We start from the raw sequence: 19,592 nt of genomic DNA, 5'->3' as shown, positions 1-19,592 counted from the left end.
GAAATTTGTGAAAACATTTGTGTAATCAGTGTTTCATTTTTAAACTTGATTTTCTTTTAAGGACAAAAGCCAATCCAAGCCCCACAAAAACCATGGCCGCACTAAAAGGAAAAATATAATTCATCCCAAAAATATCGGCTACACCACCAATTAACGGACCTGCAACGCCAAGCGAAAGATCAATGAAAAGACCGTAACCTGCCAATGCAGAACCTTTATTTGACGGTGAAACACTTTTAATGGCAACAACGCCCAACGCAGGAAAAATTAATGAAAATCCCAATCCTGTAACTCCGGCGCCAATAAGTGCCATTTGTGAATTGGTCGAGAATGCAATAATTAAAAGTCCGATAGTTTCTACCAAAAGACAGGCGATTGCTACTTTTATTCCGCCATAATTATTGATAACATTGCTGAAAACCAATCTTCCTGCAACAAATAATCCTCCAAAAACACTGAGACATAAAGCCCCATTATTCCAATGAAAAAAATTATAATACAACGTGATAAAAGTAGAAATACTCGCAAAACCAAGACCTCCCAATGCCAGACAAACTCCATAAGGTGCTACTGTTCCCAAAACTTTCCAGAAAGATTGAGAATCCTTAGAATGTGTATTCGTTTTATTTTCTTTGGTTTTAGCGAAAAGAAATCCCAATATCCCTAAGATAATCGAAAGAATTCCAATTCCGTAAAGACTGAATGTATGCTCAATAATGATTCCTAATGAAGCGCCAATCGCAAGGGCTCCGTAACAGGCAACGCCATTGTATGAAATGATTTTCGCCGTATGTTTTTCTCCAACCGCCATAATCGCCCAGTTAATCGGGCTTGCACCGATCATTCCTTCTGCACAGCCTGTGAGTAAACGTGTAACCACAAGAAATGAAAGACTGATGAAAGGTGAAAATTTAAAATAATAAGCAATAATTAAAAAGATTCCTGTTAATGAAAAACTCAGCATGCTGAATAATACGGCTGGTTTTGAACCTTTTCTATCAATGATTTTCCCGGAATAGGCTCTCAGGAAAAATGTGGAGACATATTGCAGACTGATGACCAATCCGGCAACAATCAAACTGAAACCTAAACTTTTATTGATAAAAATGGGAAGGACAGACAGCGATAATCCTATGATAAAATATCCCACGAAAGTAAAAGATACATAAGTGATTAAGGATAAATTAACATTCTCTGACCGATTTACTAGGCGATCCATATGTAAAAAATTAAAGCGCAAAGTTACTTCATAAAAATAGCTTAACAGAATAATAAGACCACTAAAAAGGTAATATTTATCATTCAAAATCCCAATAATCATTTACCATTCCATAAAATCAGCTATCTTTGTTTTTATAAATTTTTACATAAAAAGCATGGAAAACAGCAAATATCCTAAATTTACTTTTACATGGATCGGAGGCTTGATTTTATTGACAGGATTGTTTGTGGGAACAATGTTTACTTCTTTTTTCAATGTTTTGTGGATGCTTGTTTTTAAAATAAATCTGCAATATAAAGATTGGTTTTTTATGCTTACCAATGCGGCAGGATTTCTTACGGCTATTGCGTTTTTTGATTTTTTTATTGTAAGGCCTTCAACAAAGAAAAAACTGAATTTTAATTTTTCTCCAACAAATTTTTACACCTATTTATTGATTTTTCCTTTAATGATCGGGATGATGTTTGTTGCAGAATTTATCACAGCACAAATTCCTACAACAGGTCCGTTTTTTGGAAAATATTACGAATTTTTTAATCAGTTAATGAATCAGTTAACGGATGATCCCGTGGTAATGGTTATCACAGCCGTAATTATGGCTCCGATTTTTGAAGAAATTATCTTCAGGGGAATCATTCAGAAAGGATTGATGAATAAAGGGGTCAAACCCTGGAAAGCCATTATTTTTTCTTCCATTATTTTTGGGGTGGTTCATGCAAATCCTTGGCAGTTTGTCGGAGCGGTTTTGCTGGGCTGCGTTTTAGGTTTGGTGTATTATAAAACAAAATCTTTGTTATTGCCGATGTTGTTGCATGGTTTTAACAATTTATGCTCAACGTTATTGATAACATACACCAAAAACGAAAGTTTTGCAGATGCTTTTAAAGTTCCGGAATGGACATTATTATTGATCGGAATTGTACTTTTCTCTTTGTTTTACTATTTATTTATGAAGAAATATAAAGTGCATTACTCTGAAATTTAGATCTAAATATGAAATTCACGAATATTTTCACGAATAACATATTCTCATTTGTGATATTTGTGCTAGAAAATTAGTGTTATGTTTTAAAAAGAATAAAAAAATGAAATTGATATATGGAATTACTGGTAGCAACCCACAACGTACATAAAAAAGAAGAGATCCAGCAGATTTTAGGAGATGAATTTGTCGTAAAAAGTCTGACTGATTATCATATTCACGAAGAAATTATAGAAGACGGCGATTCTTTCAACGCCAATGCTTTAATTAAAGCTAAATATTGCTTCGAAAAAACGGGAATTCCAAGTTTGGGAGATGACAGCGGCTTGGTCGTAGAATCTTTAGACGGAAGACCGGGGATTTTCTCTGCCCGTTATGCCGGCGATCACGATTTTGCTAAAAACATTCAAAAAGTGTTAAGCGAAATGGATGGTGTTGAAAACAGAAAAGCTTATTTCATCACGGTTTTATGTTATTATGACGAAAATGGTGCAAAATATTTCGAGGGCAGGGCTCACGGAAATTTATTGACAGAAAATAAAGGTTTCAAAGGATTTGGATATGATCCGATCTTTGTTCCGGAAGGGTATGAAAAAACTTTTGCTGAAATGAATCCTGAAGATAAAAACAAGATCAGCCACCGTAAACAGGCTTTGGATTTGTTCCTGGATTTTTTGAAAGTAACAGATTAATTTTAACCACAAAAGATTTTACGGTTAGTTTGTCATTCAATAATCGACATAGGAAATGGAGGCGTTAAGAAAATAAATTCTGTGAACGTTAAGAAAATTCTATTGTTTGAGTGCGGGACAAAAATTGAAACGGAGTAACAATAGTAATCCGCACGAGTTTTAGAATTTTTAGTGAATAGAAGTTATTTTTAGCCGAAATTTCCAAGTCTTGAATTTTTGTTTCTTTTGTTTTAAGACAAAAGAATAAGTGTTATTTATGAAAAAAATGATGCTTTTTATGATTAAACTTAAATCTGTCGTACATTTGTCGGCATAATAAACTATTGATTTGAGTACTTATTTAACGATATTAGGCTTTAATTCAGCAATTCCTACGATCAATTCTTCACCCACTGCGCAGCTTTTGGAAATGGAGGAAAGATATTTCCTGATCGATTGCGGAGAAGGAACCCAGGTTCAGCTGAGAAAAGCAAAGGCGAAATTTTCGAAGATCAACCATATTTTTATTTCTCATCTACACGGAGATCACTGTTTTGGTCTGCCGGGGCTTATTGCATCTTTCAGGTTGTTGGGAAGAGATACGCCGCTGCATGTTTACGGTCCGAAAGGGATCAAAAATATGATGGAAACCATTTTTACAATTACAGAAACACATCGTGGTTTTGAGGTCGTTTATCATGAATTGGATAAAAATTATTCTGAGAAAATTTATGAAGATAACAGGCTTGAAGTATATACAATTCCTTTGGATCACAGGATTTACTGTAACGGGTATCTTTTCAAGGAAAAACCGAAAGACAGGCATCTTGACATGAAAGAAATTGCCAAATACAGCGAAATCGAAACCTGCGATTATCACAATATTAAAGCTGGAAAAGATTTCATCTTAAGTGATGGCTATGTTCTTAAAAATGAAGTGTTAACGGTTGAGCCGGCACCTTCAGTTTCTTATGCATTCTGCAGCGATACAAGATATTTGGAAAGTGTAATTCCGATCATTAAAAATGTGACTGTTTTATATCACGAATCCACGTTTTTACATGATTTAAAAGAAATGGCAGATTATACAGGCCACACCACGGCTCTGGAAGCAGCGACCATTGCTCAAAAAGCACAGGTCGGAAAATTAATTTTAGGTCATTTTTCCAATAGATACAGTGATTTAACGGTGTTTACAGATGAAGCGAGAACAATTTTCCCCAATTCATTTTTGCCTAAAGCTTTGGAAGCTGTGAAAATTTAAATGTATGCTGAATTTTGAAGAATTAAAGAGTTTTTTAGACGAAAAAGCCGATTTTTACAACAATCCGGATTTTATTGAAAATGATCCGCTGCAGATTCCGCACCGTTTTTCTTTGAAGCAGGATATCGAAATTGCAGGTTTTCTGGCAGCGACAATTTCCTGGGGAAACAGGAAAGCTATCATCAAATCAGCAGAAAAAATGCTCGATATGATGGGGAATTCTCCTTATGATTTCGTTCAGAATTATTCTGAGAAAGATTTAAAGCAAATTGAAGGAAAAAGCATTCACAGAACTTTTAATGGTGAAGATTTTGCTTATTTTATCAAACAGTTTAAACGGATTTATAAGGAAAACAGTAGTTTTGAAGAATTGTTTAAAGTTGAAAATTCCGAAATCAATTTTTCTCACGCCATCGAAAGATTCAGAAAAAGTTTTCTGGAAACTGAAAAACACAGAAGCCATAAGCATGTAAGTTCGCCCTATAAAAATTCTTCATCAAAAAGAATCATCATGTTTTTGCGCTGGATGGTACGTAAAGATAAAAGAGGAGTTGATTTCGGAATTTGGGAAAATATTGATCAGAAATATCTTTCGATTCCGCTGGATGTGCATACGGGAAATATTTCGAGAAAATTGGGGTTGATTTCAAGAACGCAAAACGACTGGAAAACGGTGGAAGAGCTTGATATTGTCATCAGAAAATTAGATGAAAAAGATCCTGCAAAATATGATTTTGCATTGTTCGGATTAGGCGTAACCAAAGAATTATTTTAAAAATAGCACAATGGAAAAAGAAGACGAAAAAATAGATGTTTTAGAGAAAATAGCCAACGGAATTACTTGGTGGGTGGGTTCTATTCCATCATTAATAGCACATACGCTGTTCTTTATTACCTCTTTTCTTCTCCCGATATTGCATATCGTAGAGTTTGATAAGATGCTTCTGATTCTGACGACGGTAGTTTCTCTGGAAGCAATTTATCTGGCAATTTTTATCCAGATGTCGGTGAATAAAAGCCACGAAAAAATTGAAGATATTCAGGAAGATATCGAAGAGATCAGTGAAGATATTGAAGATATTCAGGAAGATATTGAAGAGATCAGCGAGGATATTGAGGAAATTAATGAAGATATTGAAGATATCCAGGAAGATATTGAAGAAATCAACGAAGATGAAGAGGAAGAAGACCACAGCGAAAGAGCAAAGAATGTAATACTGAAAAGCAATGTAAGCTCAAACAAAAACGAAATTAAAGCGCTGAAAGATATTATTGCCCAGCTTAAAAACGAAATTAATGAGCTGAAGAAAGATTAATTTAAAGTTAAATCTATGATTTAAGTTAAAAAAATAAATTCTGAAGTCTGATAATTTATCAGGCTTTTTTATTTGTATGATTAATGATTTTTAAATAAATAGTTTATATACTTGCTAAAAATCAGAGTTTTATTGTGAATTGATAAATTTGATACAATGTATTTATATTGAATCAATTGAGAAAATAATAGGCGTATAAAACTATTTTTTGCTATTTTTGAATAAACAATTACAAAATGTTAAAATATAGATTAAAAAACTACTTTTTCTTTTTAGTATTGCTATTGGTTTCAGTTTCGGTATTTTCTCAGAGAAAACCTCCTAAAACGATAATAACATCGGCAAACAACAAAACAGGAGTTTTTATAGATGTAAATGCCGCGGGGTATGCCCCTTCTAATTATTCTCCAGAGCAACTTGTAAAAGATATTCTTATTAACGGAGGATCGACCTGTTCGGTGCCTAACGTAACGAATGTATCGATTACTCCAAACCATCCGGTAACGAATAATGACAGGTTTTGGGGATATTTCAATAAAGGAACGACAAACTTCCCTTTTACAGATGGTATTGTTTTAACTACAGGTCGTGCCAGAGAGGCAGGAAATGTAGCATCATCGGTAAGTACCAATGTTATTGGTGCCGGAATGGACGATCCTGATCTGGTTGCGGCAGTTCCTATCACCAATCCTACCGATCATTATAATGATAATGTAATGCTGGAGTTTGATTTTGTACCCAACTCCAATCAGGTGAAGTTTAATTATCTTTTTGCTTCCGAAGAATATACAGGCAGTTATCCATGTCAGTATTCTGATGCATTTGCTTTATTGATTAAGCCTGTAAGTGGCGGTCCTTATGTGAATGTGGCTGTTCTACCGGGAACGGCAGGGCCGGTAAGCATGACAAACATTCACCCCGCTATTCCAGGAATTGGAGGATGTCCTGCTGTCAATGAAACGTATTTTGCAGGATATAATTCTGCGTCTAATATTGTAACAAACTATGAAGGAAGAACAATTCCTTTAACGGCAATAGCAAACGTTACGCCGGGAGTTGCCTATCATTTTAAAATGGTTTTATCCGATTACAGAGATACAGGATATGATTCTGCTGTATTCATTGAAGGAGGATCTTTTGATATAGGAATTAAAATTGTTGACGGAAACGGAGTCGTTTTACCGGATACCATTAATATGTGCGACAATACACCACAGGTTTTAATGGCTCAGGTAGGAGCTGTTCCGGGAATGACTTTCCAGTGGTATAAAGACGGAGCAGCCATTCCGGGAGCAACAAACATCTCTTATACGGCTGTAGCACCGGGAGTTTATGAGGTGAAAGCTTCAGTCCCTGGAAATCAATGTCCGGGATCGGCGACAATTACGATTGTCGGAGGTACATCCCCGGCAGCACAAAATGCCACATTAAAGCTTTGTGCAACACCTTCCAACGATACTTTTAATTTAAATACCGCAAAAACTTTAATCAGCACAACTGCGGGTGCAATTTTTTATTTCTACCAAAATCAGGCGGATGCCGTTGCCCAGAACAGCAGTTTTATTCCGACGGCCGGATTGGCTAATTTTAACGGGACTGATGGCCAGATATTATATGTAGTGGTTTCAAACGGCTCATTCTGTAGCAGATTGGTACAGTTAACGCTAAGAAAAGAAACCACCCCGGTAGCTACCCTTACTTCCACAAAATTGAGAATCTGCGCGGGAGAATCAATAACGTTAACCGCGGGTGGAGGAGTAACGTATCTTTGGGATGATTTTTCAGGAACGGGGCCTGTAAGAACTTTAAGCCCGACTCAGACAACAACGTACACCGTATATGCAATCGGAGCGCAAGGATGTAAGTCTTTAGTTCCGGCAACTGTAAAAGTAGAGGTAGTTCCTGCCATTGTTTCCGACCTTAAAGGCGGAATGATCTGTGCAGGCGACCAGATCACTTTAGACGCAGGAGCGGGGCCAAGCTATTCATATTCTTGGAATACAGGTTCTACAACTCAGACGATTACGGTGGGAACTCCGGGTACTTATACTGTAACTATTAATAACGGAGTTTGTACGAAAGTTTACACAACGCAGGTAATTCAGGCAATTATTCCTGAAATTATTAAAGTAGATTACAGCGATAACGGAACCATGATCCTTACAGCAAGCAATCCAAGTAACGGCCCATTGGAATATTCAGTGGACAATGGAGTTACATGGCAGGATTCTAATATCTTTAATAATGTTCCTAAAAACTCTGTGATTTCAATAAGAGTAAGAGTGAAAAAGACAAGCTGTGTAGGTTTCTTAGAATATTTCACATTTGTAATGCAGAATGTAATTACTCCGAATGGTGATACTAAAAATGATATCATTGATTTCAGAGGAATCGTTGAGTATAAAGATTTCAAAGGAAGCATCTTCGACCGTTACGGAAAAGAAGTATTTAAAGCTGAAAAAATCAGACCTTATTGGGACGGTTATTTTCAGGGTAAACGTCTTCCAACGGCATCTTATTGGTATCAGGTAAGTTTTGAAGATCCTGCAACCAAGAAAATCGCTGTAAAAACAGGTTGGATTTTATTGAAAAACTTCGAATAAAATTTATAAGAAAAAATATATTGAAAAAGGCTGACAATTTGTTGGCCTTTTTTCGTTTTTAAGTAATGAAATTGACATTTGATTAGAAATAAGTTTATCGTAGTAATAAGACAATTTGCATAGAATTGAAATTCAATCGAAAAAAATAGTATTTTTGTTTAAAATAATATAAAATGTTAAATAGGAGGACAAGAAATTTATTTTTGACTTTATTTTTAGCACTCATCAGTACCGTTACTTTTGCACAAAGGAAGGATAGAACTGTTGTAGCTAAAACACCTACAGCGGTAAGCATGAAGACCGGTGCTTTTATTGATGTAAATGCAGCCGGATATCCGGAGTCAAATTATAGTATCACACAATTAGTAAAAGACGTTCTTATTGCCGGTGGCTCCACATGTACTACGGCGAACGTAAGCAATGTAGTGGTTTCTCCTAATTTAGCAGTCACAGACCAGAACAGAAGCTGGGGATATTTCAATAAAGCAACAACGAATTTTCCTTTTGCAAAAGGAATCGTTCTGACAACAGGATTTGCAAGAAAAGCAGGAAATAATTTTCAGGGAACATTAAGTGACCCTCTGCCTTCAGCGGGAGATATAGATTTGGCTAATGCAATCGGGGTAAATAATGCTGATCTTAGAGATGCCACTTATATTGAATTTGATTTTGTACCGAGCTCTACAAAGGTGACCTTCAGATATTTGTTTGCTTCAAAAGAATATCAGGGAAATTTTACATGTAGCATTTCAGATGCCTTTGCATTATTGCTGAAAAAAGTAGGGGATCCTACTTATACCAATCTGGCAGTTTTACCAGCTGGAGCAGGAGCTGTAAGTGTAACGAATATTATCCCGGCGAATTTACCTTGCGGACCTAAAAACGCAGCCTATTTTGCAGGCATGAATAATCCGCAGATCGAAACGAATTTCGACGGTCGTACAATCCCATTAACCGCTACAGCAACCGTAATTCCCGGGCAGACGTATCATTTCAAAATGGTATTGTCTGATTTTCAGGATTCAAATTTCGATTCCGCAGTTTTTCTTGAAGCCGGTTCTTTTGATATCGGTGTTGAGATCCTTAATCCTGCCGGAGTAGCGCTTCCTTCATCAATTAATGTTTGTGATAATGCTCCTCAGGTTTTAACGGCTTCGGTTCAGGGGGGTGGAGCTACCTATCAATGGTTATTTAACAACGGAATTATCCCTGGAGCTACCAATGGCTCCTATACAGCAACACAGCCGGGAATTTATACCGTTCAGGTTTTCCTGCCGGGAAATACCTGTCCGGGAACGGCAAGTGTAACCATCGTCGGCGGAACTTCTCCGACAGTACAGAATGCTACATTAACAAGCTGTTATGCTCCGGGAAATGCTATATTTAATCTAACATCAGCTCAAGGCGCAATAAGTACGACGCCGGGAGCAACATTTGCATATTATGTAAGCCAGGCGGATGCCAATGCCGGAAATGCAAACACCATTGCTGCTCCTAATGCGTATTCCAGTCCAGGAGGTCAGACGGTTTATGTTTTGGTTAAAAGTGGCTTTTGTTCTAAAGTTGCCGAGCTTAATTTAGTGAAAGCTCCACAAATTACAGGATCAATTGCCCCTCCGCAGGTATTAACTTGTACCAATTCACAAATCACCTTAGATGCTACGGGGTCAACATATCCTCCGGGTTCTACATTCAGCTGGACAGCCACAGGCGGTGGAAATATTGTTTCAGGCGGAAACACATTAAATCCCGTTGTGAATACAGCAGGAACATATACTTTAACGATTTCAAATACTTACCAACCCGGAAATGTTACCTGTACAGGAACGGCAACTGTGAACGTAACAGGAAACAGTGCCCCTCCGACAACAACTTTAACGGCAACGAAAATTCTTATCTGTAATGGTGAGACCGTTACGTTAACAGCCTCAGGTGGAGCAACCTACAACTGGGTAGGCTTACCGGGAACAGGGGCTACACAAACTGTATCACCTACAACAACAACGACGTATACGGTAACAGCTGTTGGGGCAAATGGTTGTGTTTCTCAGACTCCTGCTACAATTACAATTGAGGTTTCTCAACCTATTACCGTGCAAAACGCAACATTATTAAAATGCTACGAAGCCGGAAATACTATATTTGATTTAACTTCGGCTCAGCCTCAGATCACGACAGTGCCGGGAGTTACTTTCACTTATTATGTCAGTCAGGCAGATGCCAATGCCGGGAATGCCAATACAATTGCTGCTCCCACAACTTTTCCAAGTACAGGACAAACCGTTTATGTTTTGGTGAAAAATGGAGGTTGTAGCTATGTAGTCAATTTACAATTAATAAGAACCGCTGAAACAACCTTAACGGTTGCGCAGCCACAGACAATTACCTGTACCACAGCTCAGGTAACACTGAATGCTTCTGCATCGGTAATTCCTGCCGGCTCCACAATCGCATGGACGACAACAGGAGGAAACATCGTTTCAGGAGCAAATACATTAACACCTGTTGTGAATGCAGGCGGAACATATACTTTAACGGTTTCAAATGTTACGCAACCGGGAAATTTAACTTGTACCTACACAACAACGGTCACGGTAGCTCAAAATACAACGCTTCCGGTGGCGGGATTAACTTCTTCCGTGCCTCAGATCTGTGTGGGCGAATCAGTGACATTGACTGCAACAGGTGGTGCAACATACAACTGGACCGGCCTTCCGGGAACAGGAAATACGCAGGTAGTTTCTCCAACAGTTACAACAACATATACTGTTTTTGCGGTTGGGGCTAATGGATGTATTTCTGCAAATCCTGCGACGGTTACAGTAGTTGTCGGTCCGCCAACAGCCACGATCGCGGCTTCAAAATCCAAAATCTGTGCAGGCGAATCTGTTACATTAACCGCAGGAGGAGGAATTACCTATAACTGGGTAGGTTTACCGGGTAATGGTAATACGCAGGTGGTTTCACCAACGGTTACAACAATATACTCTGTTTATGCATTAGGCGGAAACGGATGTAGCTCAATTAATCCTGCTACAATTACCATTGAAGTAGTTCCTGCCATTACTTCTACTTTACAGGATGTGTACGTTTGTGCGGGTGACTTTGGAATTCTAGATGCAGGTTTCACTGCGGGGTATACTTATTTATGGAGCACGGGCGCAACGACACCTACGATCTCTACAAATATTCCGGGACCATATTCTGTGACGATAAGCAACGGAACCTGTTCGAAAGTATTCACAGCTTCGTTATTAAACCCTACATTGCCACAGTTTACCAATATTGTTTTTGATAATCATGTTTTAACATTATCAGCATCCAATCCTACCAACGGAATATTAGAATATTCTATTGATGGGGGAATAACGTGGCAGACTTCAAATATGTTTTATAATGTGTTGAATAATACCAATTATAATTTAAGAGTAAGAACGAAAGATGCAAAATGCAGCACCGGTTTAGATTACTACACCTTTGTGATCAGTAATGCCATTACACCAAATGATGACGGAATCAATGATGTGATAGATTTCTCAGGAATCAGTGATTATAATCGTTTTGCGGGATCAATTTTTAACAGATACGGACAGGAAATATTTAAGGCCACTAAATCCGAACCGGTCTGGAGAGGAAACATTCGGGGTATAAAGCAACCTACAGCTACCTATTGGTACAGAGTGCAGTGGGAAAACCCTGCAAGCAAAAAACTCGAGCTGCGTACCGGCTGGATTTTGTTAAAAAATAGAAATTAAATTAAAGCCTCCTGATTTCGGGAGGCTTTAATTTTTAACACAAAAAAAGATAAATATGTATGTGGTATATTCAAAAAAAAATTAAATTTGTTGAAACAAAAATATTATGACGAGATATCTACTATTGTTTTCTTTTTTTTTAGTCACCTCAGTTTTTCATGCACAAAATAATCCACCGTCCAGAAAGTCTGTTCAGGCAAAGCCTTCATCTTTAACGATGAAAGCAGGTGCTTTTATTGATGTGAATGCACCTGGATACGCTGAGTCTGCTTATACGCCTACGCAGTTGGTAAAGGATGTCCTGATCTCTTCAGGAACTAACTCTTGTGTGACTCCGCAAGTTTCTAACGTTCAGGTAAGCCCAAATTTACCGGCTACCGATCAAAACAGATCATGGGGATATTTTCATAAAGGAACCACAGCTTTTCCATTTAAAGACGGAATCATTCTTAGTACAGGATATGCAAGAAATGCAGGGAATAACTTTATCCCAGGTACTAATAGTGATGACCTTCCAACGGGAAGTGATCCTGACCTGGTAGCTGCGACCAATCCAACGAGTACTTTATATGACAGTGTTATTCTGGAATTTGACTTTGTACCTACTTCAAGTCAGGTAAAATTTAATTATTTATTTGCTTCTGAAGAATATACGTCCAACTTCCCGTGTTCAGGATATGCCGATGCATTTGCATTATTGCTGAGACCTGTATCAGGTGGGCCTTATGTAAATATGGCCGTTTTACCAAGTGGCGCAGGACCTGTAAGTGTTACCAACATTGTACCTGCAGGGAATGGTTTCTCTTGCGGACCAATCAATGCTCAATATTTTGGAGGGATTAATAATGCGAATATTGAAACTAACTTTCAGGGAAGAACAGTTCCTCTTACCGCTACGGCAACTGTAACTCCGGGGCAGCCTTATCACTTCAAAATGGTGTTGGCAGATGCTTTGGACAGTAGTTTTGATTCTGCTGTTTTCCTGGAAGGGGGATCTTTCAACATCGGTGTTGAATTATTAGACCCTTCCGGTGCTACTTTGCCTTCTGATATTAATGTTTGTGATAATGTACCACAAGTTTTAACAGCTTCTGTAAGTGATCCGAATTTGCTTTACCAATGGTATTTCAACGGAACTCTTGTACCGGGAGCTACTACCAATACAATTACGGCAGTTCAGGCCGGAACATATACAATTGAAGTAAGCGTGCCCGGAAATCCTTGTCCGGGGAAAGCAACCATAGTCATTCATGGCGGAGAGACGCCGGTCGCCCAGGATGCCTCTTTACTGCTCTGTACGACACCGGATGTTACATGGTTTGACCTGAGTAATGCAATGCCGTCAATCAGTACAACGCCGGGAGCGGTATTCCATTTTTATGAAAATCAGGCAGATGCTGTAGCCCAAAATAATAATTATATTCAGAATATTTTAAATTATGTAGGTAATGACGGCCAGATTTTATATGTCGTGGTTTCCAATGGAGGGTTCTGTAGCAAATTAGTTAAATTAACTTTATTAAAAGAAGCTACGCCAACAGCTCACGTTGTAGCATCAAAAATAAAAATATGTCCCGGTGATACAGTAGATCTTACAGCAACGGGTGGTGTTACCTATTTATGGAATAATTTCACGGGAACAGGGAATACACAGTCAGTTACGTTATATCAAACAACAACATTCACAGTGTACGCAATCGGTGCAAAAGGATGCCAGTCCTTACAGCCTGCAACGATCACGGTAGAAGTTGTACCGGAAATCACGTCTCCATTACAAGACATTGAAATGTGTCAGGGGGACAGGTTGATATTAGACGCGGGATCAGGACCAAATTACTCGTATTTATGGAGTACGGGAGATGTTACACAAACCATTTCAGTAGATCAATTGGGTATTTATACCGTAACAATTAAAAACGGATATTGTGAAAAAACGTTCACGGTACATGTTCAGGCTGCGGCATCACCTTTCGTAACGAATATTAATTATGGAAGTAATACATTGACAATCACTGCTGAGAACCCACCGATTAACCATATTCAGGGAACTTTAGAATATTCCGTTGACGGAGGTATTAATTGGCAGACATCAAATGTATTCCCGGGATTGCAGAATAATACAACGTACCATATTCAGGTGAGAATTCAGGGAACACATTGTGTGGGAGCATTAGAATTCTACACATTGAATATCTCAAATATCATCACGCCAAACCAGGACGGTATCAATGATACATTAGATCTTACGGCTCTTGGAGACTTTAAAAACTTCACAGGATCTATTTATGACAGATATGGTTCCGAGATGTTCAGATTTACAAAACAGACACCAATTTGGGACGGAACTGTAGGAGGTAAAAAATTGCCGACCGCTACCTATTGGTATAAGTTTAATTTTGAATATCCAAAATCAAAAGCTCAGATGAACTGGTCCGGATGGATCATGTTGAAAAACAGAGAATAATTAAATAGATAATGTAAATACAAAAAAGCCTTTCAATATTGAAAGGCTTTTTTTAATTTTTAACGAAAAATTTATTGATTTTCTTTCCAGAGAATGGTAAACTGGATGAAGTCTGCCACACTCAGTTCTTCCGCTCTTTTATCCATAAATTCATGGGTTTTCAATGCTTCAGGAATGTTCATGGATTTTAATGCATTGGAAAGCTTTTTTCTCCTTTGGTTAAATCCTGTTTTTACAATCTGCTTAAATAAAACCTCATTTCCGGCTAAGCCTTCTTTAGGATTTCTTGTCAGTCTGATAACTCCCGATTTTACTTTTGGTGGCGGATTAAAGACGTTTTCGTGTACTGTAAACAGATACGAAACATCGTAGTAAGCCTGCACCAAAACAGAGAGAATTCCGTAGTCTTTCGTTCTCGGAACTGCTGCCGTTCTTTCCGCAACTTCCTTCTGAAACATTCCGACCATTTCGGGAACGATCCCGTAATAATCAATGATTTTAAATAAGATCTGCGAAGAGATATTATAAGGGAAATTGCCAATAATAGCAATTTGTTCCCCATTGATAAAATTAAAATCCTGCTTGAGAAAGTCACCTACAAACGTCTGTTCGGTGATCTTAGAATAGTTCTTTTTTAAGTATTCTATCGACTCATTGTCAATTTCTGCAAGGTAGATATCCTGATCTTTTTCAAGGAGATATTTGGTAAGAACACCCATCCCGGGTCCCACCTCCATTACACTTTTGTAGTTTTCAAAGCTTAAGCCTTCTACGATTTTTCTTGCGATGTTTTCATCTGTCAAAAAGTGTTGACCAAGATGTTTTTTTGCTTTTACACTCAAAGTTTTTTATGATTTTATTAACAATGATTTTCTGGAATTCTCCCCAAATTTCGGAAGTTTTTTTCTATTTTAGCCAAAAATTTTAATATTAATGGCTAAATCTGTAGATGAATTTAATAAGAAAAGGCTTAGGTCTAGCAATATTACGGTAGTAATTAGTATCGCCTTAGTGTTATTTTTGTTGGGATTAATGGGGCTTATTTTAATTAATGCTCAGAAATATTCCGATTATATCAAAGAACAGCTTGTGGTAAACGCATACTTTGATCAAAATTACGATGCTAAAGATTCCGTAAAAATTGTAAAACTGGAAGAAGAAACTTTTAAAAAAGTACAGACTTTGGCTCCTGTAAAAAGAGCGACCTACATCTCCAGAGAAGCTGCTGCAAAGGAAGCTAAAATAAGCATGGGGATTGACAGTGATGCGCTTTTTGAGGAAAATATTTTCCCTTCATCGATAGAAGTTGCTCTAAAACCTGAATATGTTGACCCTGCAAAAATTGATGAAGCCATAAAGATCATTAAATCTGTTCCGGGGATTGTAGATGTGAAGAATGACAGCACTTTGATGGTGGGAGTTTACAATAATCTGAACAGGATTTTAAAATGGATCTTAGGATTCTCGGTGCTGTTTTTAGTATTGGCAGTGGTTTTAATTAACAACTCAATTCGTTTGAAGATATTCTCTAAAAGATTCATTATCAAAACAATGCAGTTGGTGGGCGCCAAAAGAAGATTTATTCTTAAACCCTTCATCGTAGAAGCTGTGATCTTGGGAGCGATTGGTTCTGTAATCGGTCTTTTAGCATTATTTGGAGTCTGGTATTACTTCACAAGCCAAATCGGATCAGAATTCGTACAGGATAACAAGCAATATTTCTGGCTGGTGTTACTGGTCTTTGGAGTCGGAGTTTTTATTACGGTTCTGAGCACGGTTGTAGCAACCTGGAGATTCTTAAAATCAAACGTTGACGATTTATATTACTCTTAAAAAATGAGCAAAAAAACAAATAAATTTTCCGCATCAGATTTCGGTAAAGAAACTGAAGTTCAGCAGGAAGGCACTTTCTATTTCGGACAGCAGAACTTTAAATGGATGCTGATCGGTTTAGCATTCATCGTTGTCGGATTCCTTTTAATGATGGGATCAGACGCTAATACAGTCGATGGAAAACTAGACCCGAACGCTTGGAATGACGGTATTTTTTCTATCCGCAGAATCAGAATTGCCCCATTATTTGTGGTAATAGGTTTTGTAATCGAAGTGTACGCAATTTTAAAAAGAAAGTAAAACGTATTTAAAGATTAAAAAATTTAAATAGTTAAAGAATTTATTGATTTACAGAATTAAATAGTAATAATTAAACAGATGAATTTATTCTCTGGTTTATATTTTAATTAGTATTTAATCGTAGTCTAATCTTTAGTATTTAAATTTTTTAATCTTTTAATTTAAATAATTATGGATTTAATCAAAGCAATTATTATTGCCATTATAGAAGGCCTGACGGAATATCTGCCGATCTCTTCTACCGCACATATGGGTTTTACCGCCAATCTGATGGGCTTGCCAGAAGACGAATTTTTGAAAATGTTTCAGGTTTCCATTCAATTTGGAGCGATTTTGTCTGTCGTAGTGGCATATTGGAAAAAATTCTTTGATTTCAGTAATATTAAATTTTATTATAAACTGGCTTTTGCGGTAGTTCCGGCTTTGGTTTTGGGATATTTATTTGATGATAAAATTGAAGCTGTTCTCGGAAATCAAATTGCCATTTCGGCAGTGTTGGTCTTGGGAGGAGTTATTTTATTATTTGCAGATAAATGGTTTAAAAATCCGAAAATCGATGATGAAAAAGGAATTTCGATAAGAAAAGCCATCACAATCGGTTTCTGGCAATGTCTTGCCATGATGCCAGGGACGAGTAGGAGTGCAGCTTCTATCATCGGTGGAATGTCTCAGGGCTTAACGAGAAAAGCTGCTGCAGAATTTTCTTTCTTCTTGGCAGTTCCTACCATGTTGGCGGTAACAGTTTATTCGGTTTTTCTGAAAACTTGGGGAAAAGGCACGGCAACGCCTCAAAAAGGATACGAAATGATCATGGCATCACAAGATCACATTACGATTTTTATTGTCGGAAATGTGGTTGCATTCATCGTTGCATTAATTGCGATTAAAGCTTTTATCGGGGTTTTAAATAAATACGGTTTTAGGCCTTGGGGATGGTATCGTATTTTTGTGGGAATAGCTTTGTTGATTTATTTCTATTGGTTTAAATAGACTTTAAAAGAAAAATATTCTCAAAATTATTCATTACCCATTATTTATTACTCATAACCAATGACTGCAGAAGATTTACAATCCGGACACATTTTTTTATTAGACAAACCCTTGGATTGGACTTCATTTCAGGCGGTTAATAAATTGAAATATAAACTTAAAAGAGAGTTTAATCTTCCTAAAAAGTTTAAAATAGGTCACGCGGGAACGCTGGATCCACGAGCGACAGGGCTTTTAATTGTATGTTGCGGAAAATTCACCAAGAAAATCCCTGAAATACAGGACGCTCCAAAAGAATATTGGACAGAAATAAAAATTGGAGTCCAAACCGAAAGCTATGACACCGAAAAGCCCGAAATTTTACAGCAGGATTTTTCCCACGTTACAGAAGAACAAATTAATGAGGCTTTAGAAAAATTTATTGGTGAGATTGATCAAAAACCGCCTGTATTCTCAGCTATAAAAATCGATGGAAAAAGAGCCTACAATCTTGCCCGAGCAGGAGAAGAGGTTGAAATGAAGTCGAGGAAAACTACAATTCTTTATATCAAAGATGTTAAAATTGATCTTCCTTTGGTAAGTTTTACGGTGGGATGCTCAAAGGGAACATATATTCGTAGCCTTGCACACGATATTGGTCAGGAATTGGGTGTTGGCGCTTATTTGACGCAGCTGAGACGTACTAAAATTGGAGAGTACAAAATAGAGGATGCAACGGAAAAATTCCTTGAAAATGATTTCAGATTTGAAAATAAATGATAAAAAAATTAGCTTTACTTTTTGTTTTAATTAATTATTTGAATTTTTCAGCACAAAATACTGAAAATAAAAAACCAAAAATGGATTTTTATTTTAATCCTTCAATTCATGTAGTATATAATCTGTTTAAGGAAAAAGATAATTATGATCACAATTCCCAATATGTACAACCTTCACCGGATCATAAGCTCACTTATGGAATAACGGCGATTGGAGGTTATAATTTTCTTCCTAACTTTGCACTCGGAACAGGGCTGAGATATAATTTTATAGAAGATAATTATCATTTGGTGTATTGGGTGATTCAGCCGAAAATTATTTTCGCTCCCGGCGACAGGCCTTTTTATATTGAAGCGAATTACGGCAAACAGATCAATAATTCTGTAGTTTCAAATTCCGAATTTTGGGGAGCAAGGCTTGGAATGCAGGTTTCTTTTTCAAAAAGGCTAAGCCAGGAAGGAGGAATTATTTTTGAAGGACATAAACTAGGTAATTCTCATCCATTTTTTATAGGATTAAGTTACGGAATTACTATTTTCAGCAATAAAAATTATACAGCTTACGGTATAGATTAATGGAAAAAACGCGTATCAATAAATATTTATCAGAAGTTGGCTACTGCTCAAGAAGGGCGGCGGACAAGCTTTTGGAAGAAGGCAGAATAAAAATCAACGGTCTGGTTCCTGAAATGGGAACAAAAGTTTCCGATGAAGATGTTGTAGAAGTTGACGGAAAACCAATTCGTGAGCCTCAGGATAAGCCTATTTACATTGCCTTCAACAAACCTGTCGGCATCGTTTGTACAACAGATACGAAACGTGAACTGGATAATATTATCGATTACATTAATCATCCAAAAAGAATTTTTCCAATCGGGAGATTGGATAAACCGAGTGAAGGACTAATTCTTTTAACCAGTGACGGAGATATTGTAAATAAAATTCTAAGAGCGAGAAATAATCACGAAAAAGAATATTTAGTAAGAGTTGACAAGCCGATCAACCCAAAGTTCCTGGAAAAAATGCGAAACGGAGTTCCGATTTTAGATACGGTCACAAAAAAATGTGAAGTAGAAAAGATCGATGATATGACCTTCAGGATTGTTCTTACGCAAGGTTTAAACAGACAGATCCGCAGAATGTGCGAATATCTTGGCTATGATGTAAAGAAGCTGAAGAGAATCCGTATCATGAATATAAAATTAGATCTCCCGATTGGAAAATGGAGAGATCTAACTGATGATGAGCTTTCTACATTGAATAAGCTGTTGGAAGATTCCAGTAAAACGGTGGATTAGTTATAAGTTTTGAGTTATAAATGATGAGTTATGAGTTGTTTTGTTTAGACAAGCTCAGCATGATATCTCTATTACTAACCGTTTTATTATAACGTATTTTTTAGCGTTGTCATGCTGAGCTTGTCGAAGCATTCAG

16 protein-coding genes are annotated in these 19,592 nt (G+C 37.2%); 14 read left to right on the top strand and 2 right to left on the bottom strand.

Annotated elements, in window-relative coordinates:
• Window positions 1–25 precede the first annotated feature (25 nt).
• On the bottom strand, window positions 26–1,219 hold the full coding sequence (locus BLT04_RS01500) for an MFS transporter (RefSeq protein WP_089754172.1): 1,194 nt from the start codon (window positions 1,217–1,219) through the stop codon (window positions 26–28).
• A 157-nt stretch (window positions 1,220–1,376) separates the two neighbouring features.
• Between BLT04_RS01500 and BLT04_RS01495 the strand changes: the two genes are divergently transcribed.
• The 8 genes from BLT04_RS01495 to BLT04_RS01460 all read left to right on the top strand — a co-directional run bounded on the left by BLT04_RS01495 (window position 1,377) and on the right by BLT04_RS01460 (window position 14,277).
• Complete coding sequence (locus tag BLT04_RS01495; protein WP_089752991.1) at window positions 1,377–2,207, top strand: CPBP family intramembrane glutamic endopeptidase; 831 nt, start codon at window positions 1,377–1,379, stop codon at window positions 2,205–2,207.
• 113 nt (window positions 2,208–2,320) lie between these two features.
• A complete protein-coding gene (rdgB, locus tag BLT04_RS01490) occupies window positions 2,321–2,896 on the top strand; it encodes an RdgB/HAM1 family non-canonical purine NTP pyrophosphatase (protein WP_089752989.1) in 576 nt (191 codons plus the stop codon).
• Between the two features lie 328 nt (window positions 2,897–3,224).
• Window positions 3,225–4,139: a ribonuclease Z gene (locus BLT04_RS01485; RefSeq protein WP_089752987.1), complete on the top strand. Its 915-nt coding sequence runs from the start codon at window positions 3,225–3,227 to the stop codon at window positions 4,137–4,139.
• A 4-nt stretch (window positions 4,140–4,143) separates the two neighbouring features.
• Entirely contained in the window at window positions 4,144–4,914 is a 771-nt protein-coding gene (locus BLT04_RS01480) for a TIGR02757 family protein (RefSeq protein ID WP_394331103.1), read from the top strand.
• Between the two features lie 10 nt (window positions 4,915–4,924).
• A complete protein-coding gene (locus BLT04_RS01475) occupies window positions 4,925–5,455 on the top strand; it encodes a DUF1003 domain-containing protein (RefSeq protein ID WP_089752985.1) in 531 nt (176 codons plus the stop codon).
• A 236-nt stretch (window positions 5,456–5,691) separates the two neighbouring features.
• Window positions 5,692–8,058, top strand: a complete 2,367-nt coding sequence (locus BLT04_RS01470) for a choice-of-anchor L domain-containing protein (RefSeq protein ID WP_089752983.1) — start codon at window positions 5,692–5,694, stop codon at window positions 8,056–8,058.
• A 173-nt stretch (window positions 8,059–8,231) separates the two neighbouring features.
• Window positions 8,232–11,813 (top strand): choice-of-anchor L domain-containing protein, encoded by a 3,582-nt coding sequence (locus BLT04_RS01465; protein ID WP_089752981.1) that lies wholly within the window; start codon window positions 8,232–8,234, stop codon window positions 11,811–11,813.
• A 106-nt stretch (window positions 11,814–11,919) separates the two neighbouring features.
• A complete protein-coding gene (locus BLT04_RS01460; protein ID WP_089752979.1) occupies window positions 11,920–14,277 on the top strand; it encodes a choice-of-anchor L domain-containing protein in 2,358 nt (785 codons plus the stop codon).
• Between the two features lie 71 nt (window positions 14,278–14,348).
• Here BLT04_RS01460 and rsmA read toward each other — a convergent pair whose 3' ends face one another.
• Window positions 14,349–15,119: a 16S rRNA (adenine(1518)-N(6)/adenine(1519)-N(6))-dimethyltransferase RsmA gene (gene rsmA / locus BLT04_RS01455; protein WP_089752977.1), complete on the bottom strand. Its 771-nt coding sequence runs from the start codon at window positions 15,117–15,119 to the stop codon at window positions 14,349–14,351.
• Between the two features lie 91 nt (window positions 15,120–15,210).
• Here rsmA and BLT04_RS01450 point away from each other — a divergent pair, with 91 nt between their 5' ends.
• The 6 genes from BLT04_RS01450 (at window position 15,211) to rluF (ending at window position 19,456) form a co-directional block, all read left to right on the top strand.
• The gene (locus BLT04_RS01450) at window positions 15,211–16,110 is read left to right on the top strand and encodes a cell division protein FtsX (protein WP_089752975.1); all 900 of its coding nucleotides are present in this window, start codon (window positions 15,211–15,213) and stop codon (window positions 16,108–16,110) included.
• A 3-nt stretch (window positions 16,111–16,113) separates the two neighbouring features.
• The gene (locus BLT04_RS01445; RefSeq protein WP_089752972.1) at window positions 16,114–16,410 is read left to right on the top strand and encodes a DUF3098 domain-containing protein; all 297 of its coding nucleotides are present in this window, start codon (window positions 16,114–16,116) and stop codon (window positions 16,408–16,410) included.
• Window positions 16,411–16,581: 171 nt separating this feature from the next.
• Entirely contained in the window at window positions 16,582–17,400 is an 819-nt protein-coding gene (locus tag BLT04_RS01440; RefSeq protein ID WP_089752970.1) for an undecaprenyl-diphosphate phosphatase, read from the top strand.
• Window positions 17,401–17,460: 60 nt separating this feature from the next.
• Window positions 17,461–18,159: a tRNA pseudouridine(55) synthase TruB gene (gene truB, locus BLT04_RS01435; RefSeq protein WP_089752967.1), complete on the top strand. Its 699-nt coding sequence runs from the start codon at window positions 17,461–17,463 to the stop codon at window positions 18,157–18,159.
• 80 nt (window positions 18,160–18,239) lie between these two features.
• Window positions 18,240–18,734, top strand: coding sequence for a hypothetical protein (locus tag BLT04_RS01430; protein ID WP_139166198.1), 495 nt, complete (start codon window positions 18,240–18,242; stop codon window positions 18,732–18,734).
• A complete protein-coding gene (rluF, locus tag BLT04_RS01425) occupies window positions 18,734–19,456 on the top strand; it encodes a 23S rRNA pseudouridine(2604) synthase RluF (protein WP_089752963.1) in 723 nt (240 codons plus the stop codon). Before BLT04_RS01430 ends, rluF begins: the two co-directional genes overlap by 1 nt.
• Window positions 19,457–19,592: the final 136 nt, after the last annotated feature.

Origin of the sequence: Chryseobacterium soldanellicola, assembly GCF_900100115.1 — a bacterium.
Classification (GTDB): domain Bacteria; phylum Bacteroidota; class Bacteroidia; order Flavobacteriales; family Weeksellaceae; genus Chryseobacterium; species Chryseobacterium soldanellicola.
The sequence above is the reverse complement of the archived record's forward strand: the minus strand, read 5'-3'. Positions and strand labels throughout refer to the sequence as shown.

Bases quoted from the DNA above. Each gene is read 5' to 3' on its own strand.
- BLT04_RS01465 (WP_089752981.1), top strand. From the start codon at position 8,232: ATGTTAAATAGGAGGACAAGAAATTTATTTTTGACTTTATTTTTAGCA.
- BLT04_RS01475 (WP_089752985.1), top strand. From the start codon at position 4,925: ATGGAAAAAGAAGACGAAAAAATAGATGTTTTAGAGAAAATAGCCAAC.
- BLT04_RS01480 (WP_394331103.1), top strand. From the start codon at position 4,144: ATGCTGAATTTTGAAGAATTAAAGAGTTTTTTAGACGAAAAAGCCGAT.
- BLT04_RS01495 (WP_089752991.1), top strand. From the start codon at position 1,377: ATGGAAAACAGCAAATATCCTAAATTTACTTTTACATGGATCGGAGGC.
- BLT04_RS01430 (WP_139166198.1), top strand. From the start codon at position 18,240: ATGGATTTTTATTTTAATCCTTCAATTCATGTAGTATATAATCTGTTT.
- BLT04_RS01500 (WP_089754172.1), bottom strand. From the start codon at position 1,219: ATGGATCGCCTAGTAAATCGGTCAGAGAATGTTAATTTATCCTTAATC.
- BLT04_RS01470 (WP_089752983.1), top strand. From the start codon at position 5,692: ATGTTAAAATATAGATTAAAAAACTACTTTTTCTTTTTAGTATTGCTA.
- BLT04_RS01440 (WP_089752970.1), top strand. From the start codon at position 16,582: ATGGATTTAATCAAAGCAATTATTATTGCCATTATAGAAGGCCTGACG.
- truB (WP_089752967.1), top strand. From the start codon at position 17,461: ATGACTGCAGAAGATTTACAATCCGGACACATTTTTTTATTAGACAAA.
- rluF (WP_089752963.1), top strand. From the start codon at position 18,734: ATGGAAAAAACGCGTATCAATAAATATTTATCAGAAGTTGGCTACTGC.
- BLT04_RS01460 (WP_089752979.1), top strand. From the start codon at position 11,920: ATGACGAGATATCTACTATTGTTTTCTTTTTTTTTAGTCACCTCAGTT.
- BLT04_RS01450 (WP_089752975.1), top strand. From the start codon at position 15,211: ATGGCTAAATCTGTAGATGAATTTAATAAGAAAAGGCTTAGGTCTAGC.
- rdgB (WP_089752989.1), top strand. From the start codon at position 2,321: ATGGAATTACTGGTAGCAACCCACAACGTACATAAAAAAGAAGAGATC.
- BLT04_RS01445 (WP_089752972.1), top strand. From the start codon at position 16,114: ATGAGCAAAAAAACAAATAAATTTTCCGCATCAGATTTCGGTAAAGAA.